The 22,233-nt window shown below is 62.2% G+C and carries 20 protein-coding genes; 4 read left to right on the plus strand and 16 right to left on the minus strand.

Going from position 1 to position 22,233, the window contains the following annotated elements; translation table 11 throughout:
• Positions 1-82 precede the first annotated feature (82 nt).
• On the plus strand, positions 83-5,005 hold the full coding sequence (locus tag AC6CH8_RS16720) for a DUF4082 domain-containing protein (RefSeq protein ID WP_498191553.1): 4,923 nt from the start codon (positions 83-85) through the stop codon (positions 5,003-5,005).
• Between the two features lie 133 nt (positions 5,006-5,138).
• Here AC6CH8_RS16720 and AC6CH8_RS16725 read toward each other — a convergent pair whose 3' ends face one another.
• From AC6CH8_RS16725 to coaD, 9 genes are all read right to left on the minus strand, one after another.
• A complete protein-coding gene (locus tag AC6CH8_RS16725; RefSeq protein ID WP_498191554.1) occupies positions 5,139-6,167 on the minus strand; it encodes a TolB family protein in 1,029 nt (342 codons plus the stop codon).
• On the minus strand, positions 6,164-7,396 hold the full coding sequence (locus tag AC6CH8_RS16730) for an MFS transporter (RefSeq protein WP_420181168.1): 1,233 nt from the start codon (positions 7,394-7,396) through the stop codon (positions 6,164-6,166). The genes AC6CH8_RS16725 and AC6CH8_RS16730 overlap by 4 nt, the downstream gene beginning before the upstream one ends.
• A gap of 80 nt (positions 7,397-7,476) precedes the next feature.
• Positions 7,477-8,181 (minus strand): hypothetical protein, encoded by a 705-nt coding sequence (locus tag AC6CH8_RS16735; RefSeq protein WP_498191555.1) that lies wholly within the window; start codon positions 8,179-8,181, stop codon positions 7,477-7,479.
• Positions 8,178-8,315, minus strand: coding sequence for a hypothetical protein (locus AC6CH8_RS16740; RefSeq protein ID WP_498191556.1), 138 nt, complete (start codon positions 8,313-8,315; stop codon positions 8,178-8,180). The genes AC6CH8_RS16735 and AC6CH8_RS16740 overlap by 4 nt, the downstream gene beginning before the upstream one ends.
• Before the next feature lie 46 nt (positions 8,316-8,361).
• Complete coding sequence (gene mutM / locus AC6CH8_RS16745) at positions 8,362-9,342, minus strand: bifunctional DNA-formamidopyrimidine glycosylase/DNA-(apurinic or apyrimidinic site) lyase (protein ID WP_420178327.1); 981 nt, start codon at positions 9,340-9,342, stop codon at positions 8,362-8,364.
• Positions 9,343-9,349: 7 nt separating this feature from the next.
• Positions 9,350-10,060, minus strand: coding sequence for a ribonuclease III (rnc, locus tag AC6CH8_RS16750; RefSeq protein WP_420178328.1), 711 nt, complete (start codon positions 10,058-10,060; stop codon positions 9,350-9,352).
• A 23-nt stretch (positions 10,061-10,083) separates the two neighbouring features.
• The gene (gene rpmF / locus AC6CH8_RS16755; protein ID WP_011775139.1) at positions 10,084-10,287 is read right to left on the minus strand and encodes a 50S ribosomal protein L32; all 204 of its coding nucleotides are present in this window, start codon (positions 10,285-10,287) and stop codon (positions 10,084-10,086) included.
• 33 nt (positions 10,288-10,320) lie between these two features.
• Positions 10,321-10,848, minus strand: a complete 528-nt coding sequence (locus tag AC6CH8_RS16760) for a YceD family protein (RefSeq protein ID WP_017199628.1) — start codon at positions 10,846-10,848, stop codon at positions 10,321-10,323.
• A 166-nt stretch (positions 10,849-11,014) separates the two neighbouring features.
• On the minus strand, positions 11,015-11,515 hold the full coding sequence (coaD, locus tag AC6CH8_RS16765) for a pantetheine-phosphate adenylyltransferase (protein WP_091468145.1): 501 nt from the start codon (positions 11,513-11,515) through the stop codon (positions 11,015-11,017).
• Positions 11,516-11,592: 77 nt separating this feature from the next.
• Here coaD and AC6CH8_RS16770 point away from each other — a divergent pair, with 77 nt between their 5' ends.
• Both AC6CH8_RS16770 and AC6CH8_RS16775 read left to right on the plus strand, forming a co-directional pair.
• Positions 11,593-12,816 carry an aminotransferase class I/II-fold pyridoxal phosphate-dependent enzyme gene (locus AC6CH8_RS16770; RefSeq protein ID WP_498191569.1) on the plus strand — a complete coding sequence of 408 codons (1,224 nt, stop codon included), beginning with the start codon at positions 11,593-11,595 and terminating at the stop codon, positions 12,814-12,816.
• A complete protein-coding gene (locus tag AC6CH8_RS16775; protein WP_498191570.1) occupies positions 12,813-13,607 on the plus strand; it encodes a spermidine synthase in 795 nt (264 codons plus the stop codon). The genes AC6CH8_RS16770 and AC6CH8_RS16775 overlap by 4 nt, the downstream gene beginning before the upstream one ends.
• Before the next feature lie 12 nt (positions 13,608-13,619).
• Here AC6CH8_RS16775 and rsmD read toward each other — a convergent pair whose 3' ends face one another.
• Genes rsmD through thiL form a run of 4 tightly spaced genes read right to left on the minus strand, consistent with a single transcriptional unit; the run spans position 13,620 to position 18,580 of the window.
• Positions 13,620-14,186 carry a 16S rRNA (guanine(966)-N(2))-methyltransferase RsmD gene (gene rsmD / locus AC6CH8_RS16780; RefSeq protein WP_498191557.1) on the minus strand — a complete coding sequence of 189 codons (567 nt, stop codon included), beginning with the start codon at positions 14,184-14,186 and terminating at the stop codon, positions 13,620-13,622.
• Between the two features lie 33 nt (positions 14,187-14,219).
• Positions 14,220-16,475, minus strand: coding sequence for an ATP-dependent DNA helicase RecG (locus tag AC6CH8_RS16785; RefSeq protein WP_498191558.1), 2,256 nt, complete (start codon positions 16,473-16,475; stop codon positions 14,220-14,222).
• Positions 16,465-17,544 (minus strand): DAK2 domain-containing protein, encoded by a 1,080-nt coding sequence (locus AC6CH8_RS16790; RefSeq protein WP_498191559.1) that lies wholly within the window; start codon positions 17,542-17,544, stop codon positions 16,465-16,467. Before AC6CH8_RS16790 ends, AC6CH8_RS16785 begins: the two co-directional genes overlap by 11 nt.
• Before the next feature lie 22 nt (positions 17,545-17,566).
• Positions 17,567-18,580 carry a thiamine-phosphate kinase gene (gene thiL, locus AC6CH8_RS16795; RefSeq protein ID WP_498191560.1) on the minus strand — a complete coding sequence of 338 codons (1,014 nt, stop codon included), beginning with the start codon at positions 18,578-18,580 and terminating at the stop codon, positions 17,567-17,569.
• A gap of 169 nt (positions 18,581-18,749) precedes the next feature.
• Here thiL and AC6CH8_RS16800 point away from each other — a divergent pair, with 169 nt between their 5' ends.
• Positions 18,750-19,259 carry a DUF3515 family protein gene (locus AC6CH8_RS16800; protein WP_178996746.1) on the plus strand — a complete coding sequence of 170 codons (510 nt, stop codon included), beginning with the start codon at positions 18,750-18,752 and terminating at the stop codon, positions 19,257-19,259.
• A 4-nt stretch (positions 19,260-19,263) separates the two neighbouring features.
• Here the strand turns inward: AC6CH8_RS16800 and AC6CH8_RS16805 are convergent, their stop codons facing one another.
• The 3 genes from AC6CH8_RS16805 to AC6CH8_RS16815 are packed head-to-tail and all read right to left on the minus strand — an operon-like array spanning position 19,264 to position 22,222.
• On the minus strand, positions 19,264-20,400 hold the full coding sequence (locus tag AC6CH8_RS16805) for a D-alanine--D-alanine ligase family protein (protein ID WP_498191561.1): 1,137 nt from the start codon (positions 20,398-20,400) through the stop codon (positions 19,264-19,266).
• Complete coding sequence (locus tag AC6CH8_RS16810) at positions 20,400-21,452, minus strand: NAD(P)H-dependent glycerol-3-phosphate dehydrogenase (protein WP_498191562.1); 1,053 nt, start codon at positions 21,450-21,452, stop codon at positions 20,400-20,402. The genes AC6CH8_RS16805 and AC6CH8_RS16810 overlap by 1 nt, the downstream gene beginning before the upstream one ends.
• The gene (locus AC6CH8_RS16815; protein ID WP_498191563.1) at positions 21,449-22,222 is read right to left on the minus strand and encodes a lysophospholipid acyltransferase family protein; all 774 of its coding nucleotides are present in this window, start codon (positions 22,220-22,222) and stop codon (positions 21,449-21,451) included. The genes AC6CH8_RS16810 and AC6CH8_RS16815 overlap by 4 nt, the downstream gene beginning before the upstream one ends.
• Between the last annotated feature and the right edge of the window lie 11 nt (positions 22,223-22,233).

A 22,233-nucleotide genomic window follows, 5' to 3' on the forward strand; every position in this document is an offset into this window, starting at 1 on the left:
CCTGGCTGGGGAGCGGCAAGCAGGGGCTGCGCTTAATGCGTGGCCCCGTCTTAGCAATCGGCGTACCACTCCAGGAGTTCTCATGCCCGGTCCTTCAGCTACCCAACCGCAGCGGGTCTTCAAAGGGTTTCTTGTGCCCTTGGTGCTTGCCATGGTGGCAGCCCTGCTGCCTCTTACAGCACCAGCAGCCGTTGCGGCAGGGCCCTGCGACCCCGTGGTAAACCCTGTGGTCTGCGAGAACTCCAAACCAGGCAGCCCCCCATCGGAGTGGGACATCCTTGGAGCCGGGGATGACAGCATTCAAGGCTTCTCGACCGAGATCAGCGTCAATGCCGGCCAGCCCATCCGCTTTAAGGTGGCCACGAATGCGCCGAGCTACACCATAGCGATCTACCGCACAGGCTGGTACGGCGGCAACGGAGCGCGCAAGATCGCGGATGTTGTGCCATCGGTCTTGCGCCAGAACCAACCTGCCTGCCGGAGCGACCTCGCCACGGAGCTGTACGACTGCGGCACGTGGGGTGTGTCGGCAACGTGGCAAGTGCCGGCAACAGCAGTATCCGGTGTTTACGTTGCCCTGCTGACAAGGCCTGATACTGGCGGCCAAAGCCACATAACGTTCGTTGTCCGCCAAGACGCCAGCCGCTCGGACGTGGTCTTCCAAACCAGTGACACCACATGGCAGGCCTACAACACTTACGGAGGCTCCAGCTTCTATGAGGGCGGTGACAATGGCAGGGCCTACAAGATCAGTTACAACCGGCCCATGAACAGCCGCGGCGGGCCCGATGGCAGGGACTTTTACTTCGCCAACGAGTACCCGATGGTCCGCTTCCTGGAGCAAAACGGCTATGACGTCAGCTACATCAGCGGGCTCGACACCGACCGCAGCGGGAGTTTACTGCTCAATCACAAAGTGTTCCTGTCCGTGGGGCACGATGAATACTGGTCCGGCCCACAGCGCGCCAACGTCGCAGCGGCACGCGATGCGGGCGTCAACCTGCAGTTCTTGTCCGGCAACGAGATGTATTGGAGGACCCGTTTCGAACCCTCAATCGTGGATGGCGCAGCCGGGCGCACGCTGACCTCCTACAAGGAGACGTGGTCCAACGGCAAGATCGACCCCAGCCCGCAGTGGACAGGCACCTGGCGGGACCCGCGTTTCGCATCACAGGCCAATGGCGGCGGACTCCCGGAGAACGGGCTGACTGGAACCCTGTACATGTCCAACTACTCCGACCTTCCCGTGACCGTCAGCTCCGAGGAAGGCAAGACGCGGCTATGGCGTAATACCACTCTGGCTTCCCTGCCGGCAGGCTCGTCGGCGGCATTGGCTCCGCACACCGTGGGGTATGAGTCGAACGAGGACATCGACAACGGCTTCCGTCCGGCGGGCCTCATCCGCCTGTCCACAACGGTAGGCAGCGTAGCTGAATATCTGCAGGACTACGGGAACACGGTGAAGCCCGGAACCACCACCCATAACGTCACGCTGTATCGCGCTGCGAGCGGGGCCCTGGTGTTCTCAGCCGGCAGCGTGCAGTGGACCTGGGGCCTGGATCAGGAACACGACGGCAACGGGGCTCCGGCTGACCCGAGGATGCGCCAAGCCCAAGTCAACCTTCTTGCCGACATGGGGGCGCAGCCGGCTTCGCGGGCAGCAGGCCTTGTGGCCGCGGCCGCCAGCAGCGATCGGACAGCGCCGACGGTTGCTGTTACCGCCCCGGCCAACGGGGCCACCATCCCCCATGGCAGCAAAGTCACAGTAAGCGGCACCGCAGCCGACACCGGCGGCGTGGTTGCCGGCGTCGAGGTTTCCACGGACGGCGGCAGCACTTGGCACCCCGCCGCGGGCAAGCAGAACTGGACCTACAGTTACATCCAGCAGGGCCTCGCGAATGCCACCATCCAGGTTCGGGCGATTGACGACAGCGCCAACATTGGAACTCCGACCACCCGCAACCTCGTACTGAGCGGACCGTACAGTGTGTTCGGCCAAACGGTTCCCGCGATCCAGGACTCCGGTGATGGGGGCGCCTACGAAATGGGACTGCGTTTCACTCCCACAGTGGATGGCTTCATCACCGGCGTCCGCTTCTACAAGAGCACCGCAAACACAGGAACGCATACGGGCTCACTCTGGAGCTCCTCCGGCGAGCGCCTGGCCACCGCCACATTCAGCAATGAGACTGCCAGCGGTTGGCAGAGCACGCTGTTCAGCCAACCTGTAGCGGTCGCCGCCGGGCAGAAGTACACGGTCTCGTATTGGGCTCCACGGGGGCACTATGCCACCAAGGACTTCCAGTGGGTGAGCTTCGGGTCCACCGCTGCCCCACTGACGGTTGCGGGGGGCTTTGGCGCTGAACCCGCGGGTGTGTACAGCACCTCCCAGAGCTTCCCGACCACCAGCTTCAACGGGGGCAACTACTTCGCCGACGCCATCTTCAGCACCGTTGACAATTCCCCAATGACGGTGTCCGGGCACTCCCCGATCCCGTCGTCGTCAAGCGTCGCGGTCTCCACGAAGGTCAGCGCGGTGTTCTCCAAGCCCGTCACCGCCGCCAGCGTCCAGTTGACGCTGCGGTCTGCTGCCGGTCCCGTGGCCGGCACCACGACCTACGACGCTGCTACCCGCCGCGCCACGTTCACTCCGACGTCGCAGTTGGCCTTCAGTACGCAGTACACGGCGACTCTTGCCGGTACCGACACGGTAGGCGGCCAGGTAACCTCAGGCGGCACTTGGACGTTCACTACAGCGTCGACGGTGCCGGTTCCCGGTTCCTGCCCCTGCAGTCTTTACGACGACAGCGTGACGCCAGGGATTGCCGAGATCCGTGATGGCGTTCCGCTGACATTGGGTGTGCGGTTCTCGAGTGTTTCGGCAGGCGAGGTCACCGGCATCCGGTTCTACAAGTCAGCCGGCAACACGGGCACGCACACGGGCGCCCTCTACACGGCCACGGGCCAGCAGCTGGCAACAGTTACCTTCGCCAACGAGAGCAGCTCCGGATGGCAGACCGCAATGTTCAGCCAGCCCGTCCAGATTGCGGCGAACACTGAATATATTGCGTCCTACAAGTCACCCACGGGGGCCTACTCGGCCACGTCCAACGGCTTTGGGTCCGGCATGAGCGTTGGACCCCTGCGGACTGTGTCGGACGCGGGCGCGTACACGTACAGTGGCGATTTCCCGGGTTCGCGGTCGTCCGCCAGCTACTTGGTGGACGTGGTGGTCATGGTTTCGGCGCCACCGTTCACGGTCGGCGGTCATAACCCGATCCCGAACGCTTCCAGCGTCCCACTGAACTCGACCGTGAGCGCAGTCCTTTCCGAGGCCGCAGTTGCCTCAAGCGTTACTCTGTCCCTCAAGACCGCCGCCGGCGTTGCGGTTTCAGGAACCACCGCCTACGACACGGCAACGCGCAAGGTCACGTTCACTCCGGCGGCCTCCTTGGCGGCCGGTACAACGTACACGGCAACGGTGACTGCGACGGCGGCGTCCGGACAACCGATGTCGTCCGGTGGTACCTGGCAGTTCACCACTGTCCCGCCGGCCGGCACACCTGGTTCATGCCCCTGCACCCTGTACGAGGACACGGTGACGCCGACCACTGTCGAAGTCAATGATGGAGTGCCTTTGACGTTGGGCGTCCGGTTCAGCAGTGACACCGCCGGCCAGGTAACCGGCGTGCGCTTCTACAAGTCCGCCGGGAACACCGGAACCCACACCGGGTACCTGTACACGGCGGCCGGCCAGGTTTTGGCTACCGTCACCTTCACCAATGAATCCAGCACCGGCTGGCAGACGGCCACCTTCAGCCAACCTGTGAACATCCAGGCTGACACGGAGTACGTGGCCGCCTACAAGACGCCTACAGGTAAGTACTCATACACGGCCGGAGGATTCGGCGAAGGCTTCACCAGGGGGCCGCTGAAGACCGAGCCGGATTCCGGGTCTTACTCCTACAGCGGGGATTTCCCGAATACCGCATCCACGGCAAGCTACCTCGTGGATTTGGTATTTACCGTAGCGGCACCGCCACTGAGCATGGTGGCACAGGTGCCGGCACCCGGCGCAACGGCCATTCCGACTGACGTGAAACCGTCCATCACGTTCTCCACGGCCATAAAACCCGGTGCCTCGTTCACCTTGACCGCGAACGGCTCGTCCGTCGCCGGGACGGCTGCCTTGTCCGCCGACGCGAAGACCATTACCTTCACGCCGACGGCTGCACTGCCGGCCAACACTGCGATTTCCGCCAGCGTCTCAGGTGTGGCAACTCCACAAGGGCAGACACTGCCCCCGAGCAATTGGCAATTCACCACGGCCGCCCCAACAATGCAACAATCCACGATCTTTGGATCGCTGGTGCCACAGGTGGCCGCAAACTCCGACTTCCTATCTGTGGAACTCGGTACTGCCTTCACAGTCTCCCAAGCGGGAAATGTGACCGGCATCCGCTTCTACAAGGGGACCGGTAACACCGGAACCCATGTGGGCTCACTCTGGAATGCAGCCGGCACCCGCCTGGCTCAAGTAACCTTCACCAACGAGACGGCAACGGGCTGGCAAACCGCCACCCTGGCCACACCAGTGGCACTGGCGACAGGCCAAACCTACGTCGTGTCCTACCGGGCGCCGAACGGCCGCTACTCCTCAACGCAGGGCTTCTTCAACCAGACGTGGACGAGCGGAGTATTTACGGCCACCGGCCCGAACAATGGCCGTTACCGGTACGGATCCGGCGGTGTAATGCCAACCAACTCCTGGAACGCCACGAACTACTTCGTTGACGTCGTGTACTCCACGGCGGCGCCGGCCCAGCAGCAGGCTGCACCTTCAGCCACAGCTACTCCGACTGCCACCGCCACGGCAACGCCGTCACCAACAGCGACGGCGACGGCGACTCCTACGGCGACGGCCACACCCAGTCCGACCCCGAGTCCGACGCCCAGTCCCACGCAAACCGGCGGGCTTCTCTGCGGGTTGCTGCGGGCCTGCTGACGGCCGGCCGTAAACGGCGACTTCCGCTGGTGCCCGCCCCCCGAACTCCGGGCCGGGCGCCAGCGGTTCCACGTACCAGCGGTTCCATGTGCCAGCCGATTTTGAGCCCACTACCTTCAGCGGACGACTACCTTCAGCGGACGACGCTGGGAGACCACCCATGGGCGATGAACAGGCTTGGCTGTGAGGTCGGGTCCGTGCCGAGTTTCCATATGTTGCTGTCACCGTTACCGCCATCGGCTGCCAAGCCATAGAGCAGGTTCCGGTTATCCAGCCACTCGATCTGGTCATCAACACTGCGCTTCTCGGAGAGCACGGTTTGTTGTCCCGTAGCGAGCTCAAGCACTGCGACTTTCCAGTGTGCGGCCAGCGCCCCGCCGTCGTTCTTCTTAAACGCGATCCTCGTGCCGTCAGGCGAAATGGACGGACACTCCACATTGTCGTGAATGGCAGTCAGGGTCTTCGCGGACAGGCTCCCCCGAACCAGCCAGATGCGCCCGGAGGAAGCGGCCGTTGCGTAGAAAACATCGCTCTGGCCAGGCGCGAACGTCACACCCCAAATATTCCTGTCCGTAGCCAGAAGCCTTTCGCCGTTCACCATCAAAGCAAAGTCCTCGAGGTTGCCTGATGTGCCTTCCGGAAGGCTGATCTCGGTGGCCGTGGAAAAGCCTGCCGTGGCGTAGGAGTGGCCCGAGACGAACACGGTGGTGGCAATCATGGATCCGTCGGGGCTGATGCGGGTCCTGCTGGGTATTCCCGGGACCGGCCATGCCCTTTGCTGCTCCCAGTTGCGGTCCAGGACAGCAGCTTCAAACGCCGTCACCAGTCCACGGTTTGTCTTCAGGCACACCACCTTCTCAGACGTTCCGTACACGCGGTCGCACTCCTGCCCACTGACGGCCCGGTTGCCATCGGGAGATGCCAACGGCACAGTGGCCGCGTTGCCATAGCCTTGGCCCGATGCTGTGTTGCGAAAAAGGATGAAGGGCGCTGCTGGAAGCGGCTGGCTCGCTGTGGTGCCCACGGACGAAGCCGCAGTGCGACTTTCTTCAAAACGCTGGTAGGCCGCCACCGCGTATATACCGGCCGCCACCAGGACGAGTGCCGTGACGGCCAGGAGTGCACCCCACCGCAGCTTGCCTTCAGCGAGCGCGCCGCTCATGCCTCGTTGCTCGAGTCATCCGGGTCCCCTGCCGGCGCAACCCCTGCGCCACGCAGGATAAAGGCCACAGCCACAACAGCACAAGCGAGCAATCCACCCGCCACCACCATGGCCGTTGGGGCACCAACCGCATACCAGAGAACACCAAAACCTGCCGATGCCAACATCCGGGTTAGCGCCACTACGGTCTGCGCGGACGCGATGCCCGTAGCAAGTTTTCCCGGAGGTGTCAGCTGGCTGGCCAAGGCGGCCAGCACGCCGTCGGTGGCTGCATAGAACGCCCCCAGAAGGATGAGGCAACCGACGGTCGCCCACAGCCCACCAAAAGGTGCCGCCGCGAGAAGGTACGTTGCCAGCAGTGCAATATGCCCACCCACGAACACCGGGATTTTTCCCACCCGGTCAGCCAGCCGTCCCAGCGGAATGGCGAAAGCCAGGAACACCACGTTTGTGCCTACGAACAACAGCGGAAACCACTGGACTGCGAAAGAATCCCGTGCCTGCAGCACCAGATAGATGAAGCCGTCGCCGATGGTCACCAAGCCCAGCAAACCGGCAGCGATCAGCAGCTTGCCGAGGCCCGGTTCCTTCAGGTGGGACCAGGAGAAAGCGAAAAGACGGCGGCCTTCACGCTCCTCCATGCCCTTAACGCCATGTGCCTTAATGTCAGGCACCACCAAGGCGAGGACGGCAACACCGATCACGGCGAACGCCAGCGACACCACAAAAACCGTGCTGAAACCGTTGGGAATCATCAACAACACGAAGAAGGCGATCAACGGCCCGGCTGCGGCGCCGATGTTGTCCAGCATGCGATGAGCGCCGAACGAACGGGCCAGGTGTTCAGGCTGTGCTGAAACTGAAATGAGGGCGTCCCGCGGTGCAGTGCGGATGCCCTTGCCGATCCGGTCCCCGGTAACTATCGCCGCAATTGCCCAGAACCCGCCCGCGAAGAGGAAACCGATCCGGGCAAGCATTGATAATCCGTAGCCGGCCAAAGCTATCCGTTTGGGGTGTCCGCTGCGGTCGGCAGCCCAGCCGGCCGCGATCCTGACGATTGCACTGGCACCCTGGTTGATTCCGTCGATGAACCCGAAGGCAATGGTGGACAGCCCCAGGAAGCCGGTCACGTACAAAGGGAGGATCGCTGTGACTGATTCCGAAGAAACATCGGTGACCATACTCACAATGCCCAGCCACAGAATGACCGGAGACAAACGGAACGGCACTTCGCTCGATAGTGCCGTTCTTGTTCCCTCCGGCTTGTCCCGTTTGCCCCGGTCCGAAAGTGAAATGTACATCGCTGCCCCTAGTCCGCCGCCGTGTGCAGGCTGCCCAAAAGCTGGAAGCGTGAGTTGCCTGTGCCTGTCGTCGACACTGAAACCGTGACCGTGTCTGCGCCTCGCACGAATCGTTCGGCCAGTGCGCCCTCTGCGGCCGGCGCAGCCTCAGACCAGAACCCGTGGGCAACCAACGACTGGCGGAAGGACGCCAAGACCTCTGCCTGTGGCTTGGCGATGATGCCATCAGCAGCCACCTGGAGGACATCACCCGACGTCGACACTGACGTGGAACCGATCGTCGTTCCTTCGGGCAACGTCAGAATGTCGGCAGGCCACCCGTCAACCACTTCGCCGGCTGCGCTGCCGGGGTCAGGCAAGGTGGTGACCAATGGTGCGGGGGCAGATGGTTGAGGCAGCCCTGTTGGGGTGGCAGTCACCGGCGGCAGGACTTCGAGCGGCTTGGCAGTGGACGGACCATCATCACCCTCACCGCTGCCTTCAGTCCCCGACGCCGGGCTGCCGGGCTGAGGATCGCCGGTGGGATCTCCCGTGCCGCCAGGGGTTGCTCCCCCGGACGGGGTGATGCCGGAGCCAGTACTCGGAGCGGAAGAGGATGTGCTTTGGGCAGCAGACGGCCCTGGCTTCCCGGCCATCTGGTCCAGAACTATGGCGACGGCGGCGATCAGCACAGCAAGGCAAATGCCCGCGATGACCAACCGCCGCGCCATCATGGCGTACCCGGGGTGACTGGGTTGCCGAAAGGTTGGGAGGCGCTTTCACGAAGGAGAGCGGATAGAACTGACGCCACCCGCATCGTGGTGGCGTTGATCCTTGCGATGGCGATTCGAAGCGCCAAGCTGTTCATGGGGACAGTCTGCCATTGCGATCCCGATTCCGGAACAGTTTTGGGCCTACCAACGTCCATTCCGGGGCCGCGGTTGGCACACAGGGCAGGTATAGGAAGAACGGTTCATAAACTGTTCCCGCTTTATGATGCTGTGCAGGCCTGTCGCCGCGCAGCGGCCGCACATTTCACCAGCACGCCCGTAGGCATTCAGCGACCGGGCGAAGTATCCGGAATCGCCGTTGACATTGACATACAGAGAGTCGAAACTAGTCCCTCCCGCGGCAAGTGCAGCGTTCATGACCTCTCTCACGGCTTCAACCAGCCGTCCAGCATCCGCGCGGCGAAGCGTGTCCGTGGCCCTGGCGTAATGGAGGCGGGCGCGCCACAACGCTTCGTCCGCGTAGATGTTGCCGATGCCGGAAATAACCGCCTGGTCCAGCAGCGCCCGCTTCAGCCCTGTCTTGCGACTCTTGATCTTCCGATAAAACGCGTCGAACGAAAAGTACGGGTCAAGCGGATCCCTGGCGATGTGCGATGCTTCTTCTGCGATCTCCGGCAGGGGTGTTTCGCCCAAGCCGCCAGGGCCGCCGTCGACAGTCGGCACCAGGGACGTCACGAACAGGCCGCCAAAAATTCTCTGGTCCACGAAACGCAGCTGCTCCGGCATACCATCCGCGGAACTGAGCCTGATCCTGACTTTGAGGTGCTTTTCATCCGGTACTTCGGGGTCCTGCATCAGCAGTTGGCCGCTCATTCCCAGATGCGCCATCAGCGCCACTTTAGGGAGATCTGCTGTGAGGACCGGCGCTATTCCGGGGTCGGATTCGGACGAGCCGGACATGGCCAAGGGCATCCAGAGGAATTTCCCTCGCCGCACGACGTCCAGCACAGTGGCTTGCTCAAGATTCCCGATGAAGTCTTCGGTTCCGAGTGTGTGTCGCCGGATGGAGCGCGGATCGACGACGTCCACTCCGGTGATTGTTCGGCCACGGACCCAACGGGCCAAGCCGCGGCGGACTACCTCTACTTCGGGAAGTTCAGGCATTTTGGGTTCAAGAGGAAGAAGGACCGGCAGTAGTGGGGTCCAGGGCGGTCAGGGCACGCCAGGCATCAGCGGCGGCTTCCTGCTCCGCTTCTTTCTTGGAGTGGCCCGAGCCCCGACCGTAGGGAGTTCCGCCGATGTTCAGAACTGCCTCGAACGTCCGGGCATGGTCCGGCCCTGAACCTTCGACGGCATAGTGAATGGCGCCCAGCTGCCGGCTGGCCGTAAGTTCCTGGATGCTCGTCTTCCAGTCAGTTCCCGCCCCCAGTGCGCCTGCATCCTTGAGGAGCGGTCCTACCAGGCGCATGACCAGTTGCCGCGCGGTCTCGATATCGTTCGAGAGATACGTGGCCCCGATCAGGGCTTCCATGGTGTCAGCCAGGATGGAGGCCTTGTTCTTGCCATCGGTAAGCTTCTCGCCTTGCCCGAGGTATATAAACTCGCCCACGCCGATTTGCCGGCCTATCCCGGCCAGCGCGCGCGTACTGACGACGGCCGAGCGTCGCTTTGCGAGCTCACCTTCGGGCAGCGAGGGGTTCTCACGGTAAAGGGAATCGGTCACGGAGAAGCCCAGGATGGAGTCGCCGAGGAACTCGAGGCGCTCGTTGGTGGGAATCCCGCCGTTCTCATACGCGTATGAGCGATGTGTCAGAGCAAGACGAAGCGTCTCGGTGTCAATCGAGACACCGAGACGCTTCAGAAGCTCTTCAGTTGAAGACATCCTTAGTCAGCCTGTACGGCAGATTAGGCGTCTGCGACCTTGCGGCCCTTGTATTCAAGGAACAGCGCGGTGCCGGCAGAGTCAGTGACGACCTTTGCCTGGTGCGGCAGGCTGTAGGTAACCTGACCGTTTTCGATGGTCTTGACCAAGTTGGGGGCAGTTGCCTTCCACTGGGCACGGCGGGCGCGTGTATTTGCGCGAGACATTTTCCGCTTGGGAACAGCCACGGCTATCTCATTTCTCTCTTAGACGAACACTTACTAATCGGTTTGCCGGTCAGTCTTAGCCAGATCAGCTAGGGCAGCCCAGCGAGGGTCAATGACCTCGTGGTGGTGCCCCGGCTCGTCTTCCAGGCGCGCTCCACATTCGGAACACAGGCCCTGGCAGTCTTCCCGGCACACCGGCTGGAACGGCAGCATAGTGACAACTGCGTCCCGCAACACCGGCTCAAGATCGATCAGATCGTACTCGACTCGACGTTGCTCTTCATCGTCTTCTTCGCCTGAAAGCTCAACACCTTCATAGAAGAAAAGTTCTTGCACATTGACCTCAAGGTCATACGCAAGGGGATCCAGGCATCGACCGCATTCGCCGGTTACTTCGACGACTACGGTTCCGGATACCAGAATTCCTTCGTGTACGGCCTCAAGACGAAGATCCAGCTCGATATCCGAGCCTTCCTTTACGCCAATGAGCGCCACACCAAGGTCACTTGGCGCAGGTACATGCTCGTTGAGTGTCCGCATGGTCCCTGGACTGCGTCCAAGGTCCTTGACTACCAGCGCCAAGGGCGAACTTGCATCTCGCTTAATGAGAACTCCTGTAGAACATATGACCGACGTACCATCTTAGCCTGATCACGCTTGAGGACTCAAACCGACGCCGGGCGCGCGTGAACGCGCAGTGGTTTCAGCTTGGGGAACTCTGCGCGATGGCGCAAGGTACCCGACAAGCCTACCCCTTGCGCGGCGGTTCTGTTGGCGGCTCGCCAGCAAGGAGCCTCTTCAGTACCGATTTGGGGACGAAATCGGAGATATCGCCCCCGAGGACATTGACCTCTTTGATCAAGGTGGAGGAAAGGTGCACGTAATGCGCTTCAGCAGGCAGGAAGACCGTTTCGACGCCGGCCAACTGGCGGTTCATGGTGGCCATCGGCAACTCGTAGTCAAAGTCCGACGATGAACGAAGGCCCTTGACTATGGCTGAGACACCGCGGTGGCGGCAGTACTCCGCCAGCAGCCCTTCACCCATCGGCTCAACGATGATGCCGCGCAAAGAGGCCAAAGTTTCCCGCGCCATCTCCATTCGGTCCTCAAGACTGAACCTGTACTTCTTGGCGTAGTTAGTGGACACGGCCACGATGACTTCGTCGAACAGGCCGGCGGCCCGGGCGATGACTTCGAGATGTCCATTGTGGATAGGGTCAAAGGATCCAGGGCATACCGCGCGTCTCATGAGACGAACCTACCCCATGGCTTTGCCGGGATACCATGTCTGACATGGCATCCGCAGGCAGCAATTCTTCCCTTGATATGAGCGCGGGCACCACCGCAGGTACCATCGCAACACCATGGCAGCGGGCGGCCACGGGAGCCAACCTGCTCTCCCCCGAAGGAACGCTGGGAGTGACCATTTTTGAGGAAATGACCACTTTGGCACTGTCCACCGGCGCCATCAACCTCGGCCAGGGTTTTCCCGATGAAGACGGCCCCGCGGAAATCAAAGCGGCAGCCCAGTCCGCCATCGCCGCGGGAGCCAACCAGTATGCGCCCGGCAAAGGCGTTCCCGCGTTGAGGGAAGCCATCGCCTCCCACCAGCAGCGCTTTTACGGGCTGAACCCGGATCCTGATACTGAAGTCCTTGTCACGACGGGCGCAACAGAAGCGATCGCAGCGACGCTGCTCGCGTTCATCCAGCCCGGGGACGAAGTCCTGACCTTCGAACCCTTCTACGACTCCTACGGGGCCATCATCGGCATGGCCGGCGCCAAACACGTCACCGCTCCCCTGCTGGCCCCGGATTTCCTTCCCGACCTCGCGATGTTGGAAAGCTCCTTCAGCACCCGCACCAGAGTTGTCCTCCTGAACAACCCGCACAACCCCACGGGTGCGGTCTTTCCGGAATCCGTCCTGTCCATGATTGTGGAACTGGCCGCAAAGTACGGCGCCATCATCGTCAGCGACGAAGTCTACGAGCACCTCACCTTCGGCGTACCGCACCTACCGATTACTTCGCTGCCCGGCGCCGCCGAACGTACCATCACCATTTCATCCGCGGGAAAGACGTTTTCCTTCACCGGCTGGAAAATCGGCTGGCTCAGCGGACCGGCACACTTGGTGGCTGCAGTTCGCACGGTGAAGCAGTTCCTGACCTACAGTTCAGGCACCCCCTTCCAGAGCGCCATCGCAGTGGGCCTTGGCCTTCCCGATGAGTTCTATACAGGAATCGCCGATCAACTGCGCCGCAAACGGGACATTCTCGCCCAAGGCCTCCGGGCAGCCGGCTTCGGCGTCTACAACCCGAGCGGCACCTACTTCATCAACGTGGACACGGCACCGCTGGGCATTCGCGACTCCGTTGACCTCGCAAGGCGGCTGCCAGGGCTTGTAGGCGTGGCAGCCATCCCGGTCCCGGTGTTCTGCCATCCGGAGGGAGCCGAGCGTACGCGAAGCCTGCTGCGTTTCGCTTTCTGCAAGAAGACCGGCGTCCTGCAGGAAGCCGCCGAACGCCTCGCCACCCTGAAGGACCGGCTCTGAACGCCAGAGGCTCCGGCCAGCCCCAGGCAACGCGCTTCCTCCGAACCACGGGACAGCACGCCACCATCGAGAACGACACCCTCGTCGAGGGCGGCTTCATCCTCAGCATCGGCGGAGCCGAACAATCGCACGTGAACCTGGCCGATCCCTCGGAGATCTTCTACGAGTACCTCCGCAGGATCGGGCATGTGGTGGACTTGGCTGCAGAACCAGGAGTACCCATCAGCGCCCTGCATTTGGGCGCCGGTGCCCTCACCTTGGCGCGGTACATCCAAGCAACCCGTCCGGGCTCGGAGCAATACGCTGTTGAGCTTGAGCGTGAGCTGTTGGACTTCGTACTTCAGAAGCTGCCCATGCCTGACGGCGCTACGTTGACCACTCTCATCGGCGACGCCCGCGACGCCCTGGCGGAGCTTCCCGCGCAGGTGATGTTCGACGTCGTGATTCTCGATATCTTCTCCGGGCCGGAGGCCCCTGCCCATATTGCCTGCCGGGAATTCTATGAGGAAGCAGCAGGTAGGCTCCGGCCGGATGGGGTGTTGATCGTTAATGTGGGTGACGAACCTGCGCTGACGCTCGTCCGTAGCCAGGTGGCAGCGCTGCGCCAAGCCATGCCGGACGTCGCTGCCTTCGCTGAGACGGGAATGTTCGCTGGCCGCTACCCGGGCAACATCGTCCTGGTAGGCACATGCAAACCGTGGTCCCCGGACTGGACGGCGCAACTGCTAGCACGTGGCCCCCACCCCGCCAGCGTCCTCACGGGCGTTGAGCTCGACAGTATTACGGGCTGAAGAGAGGGTCCGCTAGGCCGGCTCAGCGAACCACAGCTTGGTCTCGCCGTACTTCTTGTCGGCGAAACATTCCATGGCGTCGGGCCACTCAGGCTCAGGGCTCCGCGAACTCCGCTCCACCACCACAACGGCCGCATCGTCCAAATGCGGCCCCAGCTTTGCCAGCACAGCACTCAAGGCAGGTTCGTCCAAGGGGTAAGGCGGATCAAGGAAGACGAGATCCCACATGTCCGCGTTACCCGCACGCTCCAGGAATGATTCCACCTTGGACCGATGGACTGAGACCCTTTTCCCGCCCAGAAGTTGGTTCACCAGATCCGCATTGCGCTGGCAGACATCGCTTGCCTTGGCATCGAACTCCACCAGATCCACGGTCCGGGCCCCTCGGCTGGCACTTTCGATGCCCAAGGATCCGGAGCCTGCATAAAGGTCCAGGACCCGGGCATCTTCAATGACTGCCAAGGATTCCAGGCGGGAAAAGAGCGCCTCCTTGACCCTGTCCGTGGTGGGACGCGTCGCCGTTCCGGGGACGCTGGCCAGCGGGTTCCCGCCACCAACCCCGGCGATGATCCGGCTCACAGGGATTCTCCATGAACACGCTTCCGTGGATCTCTAACCGCGTTCAAGGAACGCCTCCTTCTCCGGGTTCAAATAATCATCTATTGCGGCGGCAAGTGCCGGCTGTTGTTGCAGGGCAGAGTCTTCCGACACCAGGCCTTGGGCGTCGGTACGTGCCCGGGCAATGATGTCTTCGTGTTCAAGGACACGGAGCAACTTCAGGGTGGAGCGTCCGCCGGATTGCGAAGCACCTAGAATGTCGCCTTCACGGCGGAGTTTCAAGTCTTCCTGGGACAGCTCAAATCCATCCGTCGTTGAAGCAACGGCATCAAGCCGGCGACGACTCGGGTGTCCGGGTTCCAGCGTGGTCACCAGCAGGCAAGTGCCGGGCAAACCTCCACGGCCAACCCGCCCACGCAGCTGGTGGAGCTGTGAGATTCCAAAGCGGTCGGCATCGAGAATCACCATGAGGGTGGCGTTGTGGACATCGACGCCCACCTCAATGACAGTGGTGGACACCAGCACTTTGGTGTTGTTGGAGGCGAACGAAGCCATCGTCTCCGACTTCACCTGCGGATCCTGCCGCCCATGGAGCGGCGCTACCGGGACGCCAGCCAGTGAAGGCTCCTGCAGGAGGCTTTCGACGACGGCGGTCACCGATGCGAGTTCCCGCGCCGGGCCTTCGTCCGCCAGGTCGACATCGCTGGGTTCCGCTTCGCCCGGACTGAAGTCACCGTCGTCGTCGGAGCCGATCTTGGGGCACACCACATAAACCTGGTGACCCGAATCGACTTCTTCGCGGGAACGTTTCCATATTCGGTCCACCCAGCCCGGATTCTCCGCGAGCCCCACGACGTGAGTGGAAATCGGCGCACGCCCGGCCGGAAGCTCATCAAGGATGGAGGTCTCGAGGTCACCGAATACCGTCATGGCCACCGTGCGGGGAATCGGCGTGGCTGTCATGACCAGCAAATGTGGAGGCCGCTGCGCCTTGGCCCGGAGGGCATCGCGCTGTTCCACACCAAAGCGGTGCTGCTCATCCACCACGATCAGCCCGAGGTCTTGGAAGCTGGTCTTGTCGCTCAGCAAAGCGTGCGTGCCAATGACAATTCCCGCATTTCCTGAGGCCGCGTCCAGCATTGCCTGTTTCCGCGCAGCAGTGGGCATGGAACCGGTCAGGAGCGTCACTTGAACGGCTTCCTGGGTGGAGTCGCCGCCAAGCATGCCGGCACCGCCAAAGATGTGGTCGCGGGCGAGAGCACCCAACGTCTTGCGGATGGAGTGGAAATGCTGGGCCGCCAAGACCTCCGTGGGCGCCAGGAGTGCTGCCTGGCCACCTGCATCCACTACCTGCAACATGGCCCGCAAGGCCACGATCGTCTTTCCCGAGCCCACTTCACCCTGCAGCAGACGGTTCATGGGAGTGTCGCGCCCGAGCTCTTCAGCCAGCGTCTTTCCGACGGCGGATTGGCCGGCAGTCAGGGTAAAGGGCAGGTTTTGATCGAACTTAGTTAGCAAACCTCCCACGCGCGGACGGCGCGCAGTGGCTTCTTCTGCAGCCAGCTGGGCGCGCCGGCGTGCAAGGGCCGTTTGCAGCACCAGGGCTTCCTGGTATCGGAAGCGTTCCTGAGCGCGTTGCCAGTCCTTGGCAATCCCGGGTGAATGGATCAAGCGGTAGGCCTCAGCGACACTGAGCAGGCCGTCCCTTTGGACGATGCTTGCCGGAAGCGGGTCTTCCAAAGAATCAAGGTCCATGGTTTGGATCAAGGAAGTGATCACTTTATGGATAGACCAACTGGTCAGCTTGGCCGTCGCCGGGTAGACAGGGATGGGCATGGCTGCGAGCTTTTCGGGATCCACGGAACCCTCAGCCTCAGGGTCCTCGTCCAGCAGCAGAAAGTCCGGGTTGGTCAAGCCGAGGGCCCCGCCGTAGCGGGTCACCTTGCCCGAAAACATGGCCCGACGACCGGCCAGGAGTTCTGCCTTTGCCCGGAATCCGTTGAAGAAGCTGACCTTCAACGTACCTGGGACACCGCTACCACCGGCTTCGTCCGTCACCACCACATCGGTGATCGAACCACGGCGGGCCCTCATCTGGCGGGTGCTGTTGGACAGAACCCGGGCAATCAGCGTGACCTCTTCATCCAGCGGGAGCTTGCTGATGGGCGTCAACTCACCGCGGTTCAAGTATCTGCGAGGAAAGTAGTTCAGCAAGGCTCCGGCCGTTTTTAGGCCCAAGTGCTTTTCTATGACGGCCGCAGACCGCTTGCCAATCCTGCGTTCGAGGGGCAGGTCCAGCTCAGTATTCATGCCGTGACTGGCCTGAGACATTGAAAGCGTCACTGATGCCCTCGGATTCGCTGCCGACTGGTTCTTGTGTGGGAGCCGGGCGCTGCACGTCATCACGGGGTATTGCCAACTGGCTTACTGCTATATCAGTCGGTTCTCCCAGCGAACGAATGAATGCGACGGCCGGTTCCGGGTCGGCGACGTGCACATGGACGCGCCAACGGTAACTGATCTCCACACTGGATTCGTCGTCGTCATCATCTGCGCCTTGGGCACCGCCGACTTGGCTCATGATGACGGAATCGCCCATCTCGTCCAGGCGTTGCCGAAGGATGGCCGCATTCAGGGGCGAGAGGTTGATGGTGCACATGACTTCCACGCCGTCGTCGGCCGGCATGTGCTCGTGGATGTGGGGATCCTGCAATTTGTAGCCGTGGAGGCCGTCGAGCAGCTCCTCCTGGAGTTCTTCCCCAAGGACGGCGGCTCGGAGGCAATCAAGCACCAGCAGCATCCCCACGCCGCCTGCGTCCACAACATGTGCTTCATGGAGTTGTGCGAGCTCATCCTCTGTCCGGACGACGGCTTGGTAGGCGGCCTCCACCACGGCGTCGAGCGAGAGCCCCAATGCATGGTTGCTGTCGTCGCCACTTTGGGATGCGTCCACGGCTTGAGCAGCATGGGCGGCCGCTTCCAAAACCGAAAGCATGGTGCCTGCCACAGGTTCACTCAGGGCAGACCAGGCACGGATCTGTGCCCTGTTCAGCGCAGTGGCAAGCAGGGGCGCGCTGAGGCGGGTTTTCCCGGCCAGGGGCTCGGCAGCGGCGCAGAGGAACACTGCAAAGAGTGTGCCCGAATTGCCTCGGGCTTGCTCCATGGCTGCCTGCCCGGCACGGGACAGTATGGCGCCGACGTCGTTGCCGGTTTCAGTGGAGTCCGGCGCATTTCCGCCTAGGGCAGCCACAGCTGCCCGGACAGTGAGATAAAGGTTGGTTCCGGTATCTCCGTCAGCGACGGGGAAGATGTTGATCGCATTGAGACGGTCACTGTGGTTGCCGAGGACCACCTCCGCCTTGCCGAGCCAACGTTTCATGGCGTGTGCATTCGCGGCGATCTTAGTCTGCAAAGTGATCCCATCCAACGGTGTCAGCAGTTTGCCCGGCAATCCGGACGCCACTGCCTGGCGGCTCGACAACGGCTTGCACCGAGCCTATCGCAGTGAAGCCCTGCGGCAGCTGAATTCCTGCCGGGAACGTAGCGAGCAAACCATGGTCTTCTCCCCCGCCAAGCACCCATCGCATGGCTTCCCTTCCCAGAACGGCCGCTGCTGGTTCCAGTGAGGCTGCATAAGTTTTCAAAGCAACGGGATCGAAATCAAGGATCACGTTGCTCGCTCCGGCCAGGCGGCTACCATCCCGCAGCAGGCCATCGGAAATGTCCATCATGGCCGTGGCACCCGTACGCGCGGCCAGCGGTCCGGCGGCCAGCGGTGGCATCGGCCGGCATTGGTTGTCCACCAGGCTCCGCAATTCAGAAGACAGCTTGTCGAACGGAATGTCGCTTTCCAGCAGCGCCCAGCCCGCAGCGGCCCTTCCCAGGGTCCCTGAAACCGCCACGACGTCCCCGGCTTTGGCACCGGACCTCAGCACTGGCGCAACACCGGCAAGCGTCCCGACGACGGCGACAGTTACCGCCAGCTCGCGGCCCCTTCCAAGGTCTCCGCCTGCCACCGAGCAATTCGAAGCGCCCAAGCCAACAATTGCCGCCGTGAGCCCATCAGCAAAAGCTTCAACCCATTCGACAGGCGTTTCCGGCGGCATGGTGAGGCTTACCACGAGACTCGTGGCGCTGCCGCCCATGGCGTTGATGTCGCTGAGGTTTTGCGCTGCGGCCTTCCAGCCGACGTCGAATCCTGTGGTCCGGTAGCCGTTACGCCACTCAAGCCTGAAGTCCTGGTCCTGCGTTTGGGTGTCGATGGAGATGAGCGCCCTGCCATCCGGCGCTGCTATCAGGGCGGCGTCGTCGCCGGGTCCCAGCAGAACGCCTGGGCTATGGTGCAGGCGCGGAAAAATCCGCGCGAGGAGCTCTGACTCCGACAGGTGTTGGACGGTCAACGGTTCTTCTGGCACTGCTGTCAACTCTTCTCTTGGCACGGCGCCTGCGTCTTCTCATGGCACCGCTCTACGCTATCGCGATCCACCGACAGAATAATGCGGCTCTCCGGACGGCAGTTCCAGCGGGAATGTGACCCGGGCAACGCGAATCTGCCTGCCGGCGCTTGCGGGATAGGCTGGATAAATGCACCGAAAGACCCTTCCCCGGACCGCCCTGGCCATCGCCTTGGCTTCCGCATCCGTCACCGCTTTGTCGGCCTGTGCGCCTACGGTGGACGTCACGGCAGCCTCCGACGCCGCCAATCCTGCCTGCGCGCCAATGATGGTTGCTCTGCCGGACCAGATCGGTGATGCTGCCCTCCGCAAAACCAACAGCCAGGCGACAGCTGCCTGGGGAGATCCTTCGCAGGTCATTCTCCGATGCGGAGTGAACGTTCCCGGACCCACCACGGACCGTTGTGTGAGCGTCAATGACATCGACTGGGTCATCAAGGAAGGCGATCCCGTTTACACCCTGACCACGTTCGGCCGCGAACCAGCCACGGAGATCTTGATAGATCCAGTCAAGCTGGAGGCGGCAAACATCAGTTCAGCAACTGTCCTGACTGAGTTGGCAGCCGCGGTTGGCAAGATCAAGGCGACCGGAAAGTGCGTGGGCCAGGAAGATCTGCAGAACCTGCCATCCCCGCAGTAGTGCTTTAGCGCAGCCCCGTCTTGCGGGTCAGAGCCAAGTGGATCAGTTCGTCGATCAAGTCCCCGTAAGCCAGCCCGGATGCCGCCCACATCTGCGGGTACATGCTCTTGGGCGTGAAACCCGGCATGGTATTGATCTCGTTGATGATCAGTTCACCGGCCGGGGTGTAGAAGAAATCCACACGGCTGAGGCCTTCCGCCCCCACGGCGTCGAAAGCGACGGCGGCGAGTTCACGCACGCGTGCGATTGCCTCGTCCGGCATGTCAGCCGGGCAACTCAGGGCTGCGGCACCGTCCTCAACGTACTTGGCAGCAAAGTCGTAGAACTGGTGCTCACCGGTTGCCACCGCAATCTCACCAGGCATGGAAGTACGGGGCGCATCCGTGCCACGACCCTGCAGGACAGCACACTCGATCTCGCGGCCCACGATGCCGGCTTCAATGACCAGCTTCAGGTCATGGCGGCGGGCTTCCTCGATGGCAGCGTCGAGCCCTTCCATTGAGTCGACCTTGGAGATGCCCATGGACGAACCCGCGCGGGCAGGCTTAACGAAGACGGGGTACCCGAGCTTGTCCACGCGCTTACGGACGGCCTCGGCGTCCGTGGTCCATTCGCGGTCCGTGACAGCCACGTACGGTCCTACGCTCAGTCCGGCGGATTCAAAAACCACCTTCATGAAATGCTTGTCCATCCCCACGGCCGAGGCCAGCACACCGGCGCCTACATAGCGCGTGTCCGAAAGCTCCAGCAGGCCTTGGATGGTCCCATCTTCGCCCCATGGCCCATGAAGCAGGGGGAAGACAACGTCCACGGAACCCAGTTCCTGGGGAACCGCGTTGGGCTCGGTAACGATGAGCTGATGCTCACCACCCACTTCGGCCAAGGTCACGGTCCTGCCTGAGGGCGCCACCTCGGGAAGCGCTGCCGAAGCCAAGGACCAGTCGCTGGTGTCACCCGAGGCAAGTACCCACTGCCCCGATTTGGCGATGCCAATCGGTATGACCTCGTACTTGTTCTTGTCGATCGCGCCCATGACACCAGCCGCTGTCACGCAGCTGACGGCATGTTCGCTGGAGCGACCCCCAAAGAGAATCGCTACGCGGGGGCGGCCCGTCAAGGGGGTGGATTGGTCAGTCACCATCAGTAGTCGCCTTCGGACTTCAGTGCCCGGGCCAACAGTCGTGGCCCCAGGTCATCAACGGACATTCTGCCTTCCAGCACTGCCACGACGGCAGCCGTAATGGGCATTTCAACATTCAATTTGCCGGCCAGCTCGTGCACAGCGGGGCCGGATTTGATGCCCTCTGCTGTCTGCGTCATCTGTTGGGCCACTTGCTCGAGGCTGAGGCCTTCACCAAGCAACCTGCCGGCGGTGTGATTCCGGGACAGGGCTGAAGAGCACGTGGCAACAAGATCGCCGAGTCCGGCGAGACCGGCCATGGTGTGGGCTTCTCCGCCAAGGGCCAAGGCAAGCCGGGACGTCTCAGCGAGTCCGCGCGTGATCACCGAGGCTTTGGTGTTGTCGCCCATCTGCCGGCCTTCGCAAATGCCCACAGCAAGCGCAATCACATTTTTTACGATCCCGCCGATTTCCACGCCCACAACATCAGTGCTGGTGTATGGCCGGAAGTACGGCGCCGTGCAGCACAGCGCAATGGCAGCAGCAGTGTCTGCGTCACTGCAGGCAACAACTGACGCTGTTGGTTGTTCCCTCGCAATCTCCATGGCCAGATTGGGGCCTGAGACTACTGCTACGCGCGGTGCCGGAAGACCCAACTCCTGGGCAATGACTTCGCTCATCCGGGCGTCCGTGCCCAGTTCCAGGCCCTTCATCAGGGAGACAACCACGGCGTCAGGCGCAAGGAAGGCCTTCCACTCCCCGAGCTGCGGCCGAAGTGACTGGGCGGGTACGGCGAGGACCACCAGGGTGGCATCCTTGAGAACCTTCTCCACATCCGTAGATGCTGTTACGGATGGTGGAAGCTCAATGTCTTTGAGGTACTGCTCGTTTCGGTGCGAAGAGTTGATCTGCTCCACGACCTCCGCCCGACGACCCCAGATCCGGATACTACGCTCAGATCCGGTAGCCGCAGCGGCATCGGCCAGGACCTTGGCAAACGTGGTTCCCCACGAACCCGCGCCCAAAACAGCCACGATGTCCGGCGTGGAGACATTCGTTTCCACCGCGGTCATTTGCCGTCCTCGCCTTCGTGGGCATCAGGAGAACTACCCTGAATGAAGCGGCCGTGCTTGGACTGCTTGTGCACAGCCGGATCCCAGCGTTCAGCCGGGGCCTGTTCGCCTCGAAGAGTTTCAAGGAGTTCGGTAATGGCATCCATGATGACTTCAGTGGCCGCTGTCAGCGTTGTGCGATCCAGCGGCCGTTCGCTGAAGGCACTGAGATCAACGGGCTTCCCAATAAGCACTCGGACGGTTTTCCGCGGGAAGATATGGAACCGCTTGGCATACCGGGGGAAAACCTCTTGTGCACCCCAGTGCGCCATGGGCACCACAGGGGCTCCGGTCTGCAGGGCTAGCCTGGCGGCCCCGGTATGGCCCTTCATGGGCCACAAATCGGGATCGCGGGTGAGAGTGCCCTCGGGGTAGATGATGATGGCACCACCGGCGTCCACCACTTCTTTGGCGACTTGAAGCGAGCGGTTCGCTCCCGCCGTCGAGCGTTCAACCGGTATCTGCTTTGTGGCGTGCAGCAGGGCACCCAGGACAGGCACTTTGAAGAGGCCCGTCTTCGCGAGGAAATGCGGTGGCCGCTTCTGGTTGTACACCATGTGTCCGATGACGATGGGGTCGATCTCGGTGCAATGGTTTGGTACTGCGATAAAGCCACCGGGTGGAAGGTTCTCCACGCCTTCCCACTTCCTGGCCATCAGGACATTCATCAACGGACGCGCGAGACCCGCCAGCAGCATGAACGTTGCACGGCTCTTGGCCGATTCCTTCAAAGGAGCCCCCG

It is taken from the genome of Paenarthrobacter sp. GQ52 (assembly GCF_059759005.1).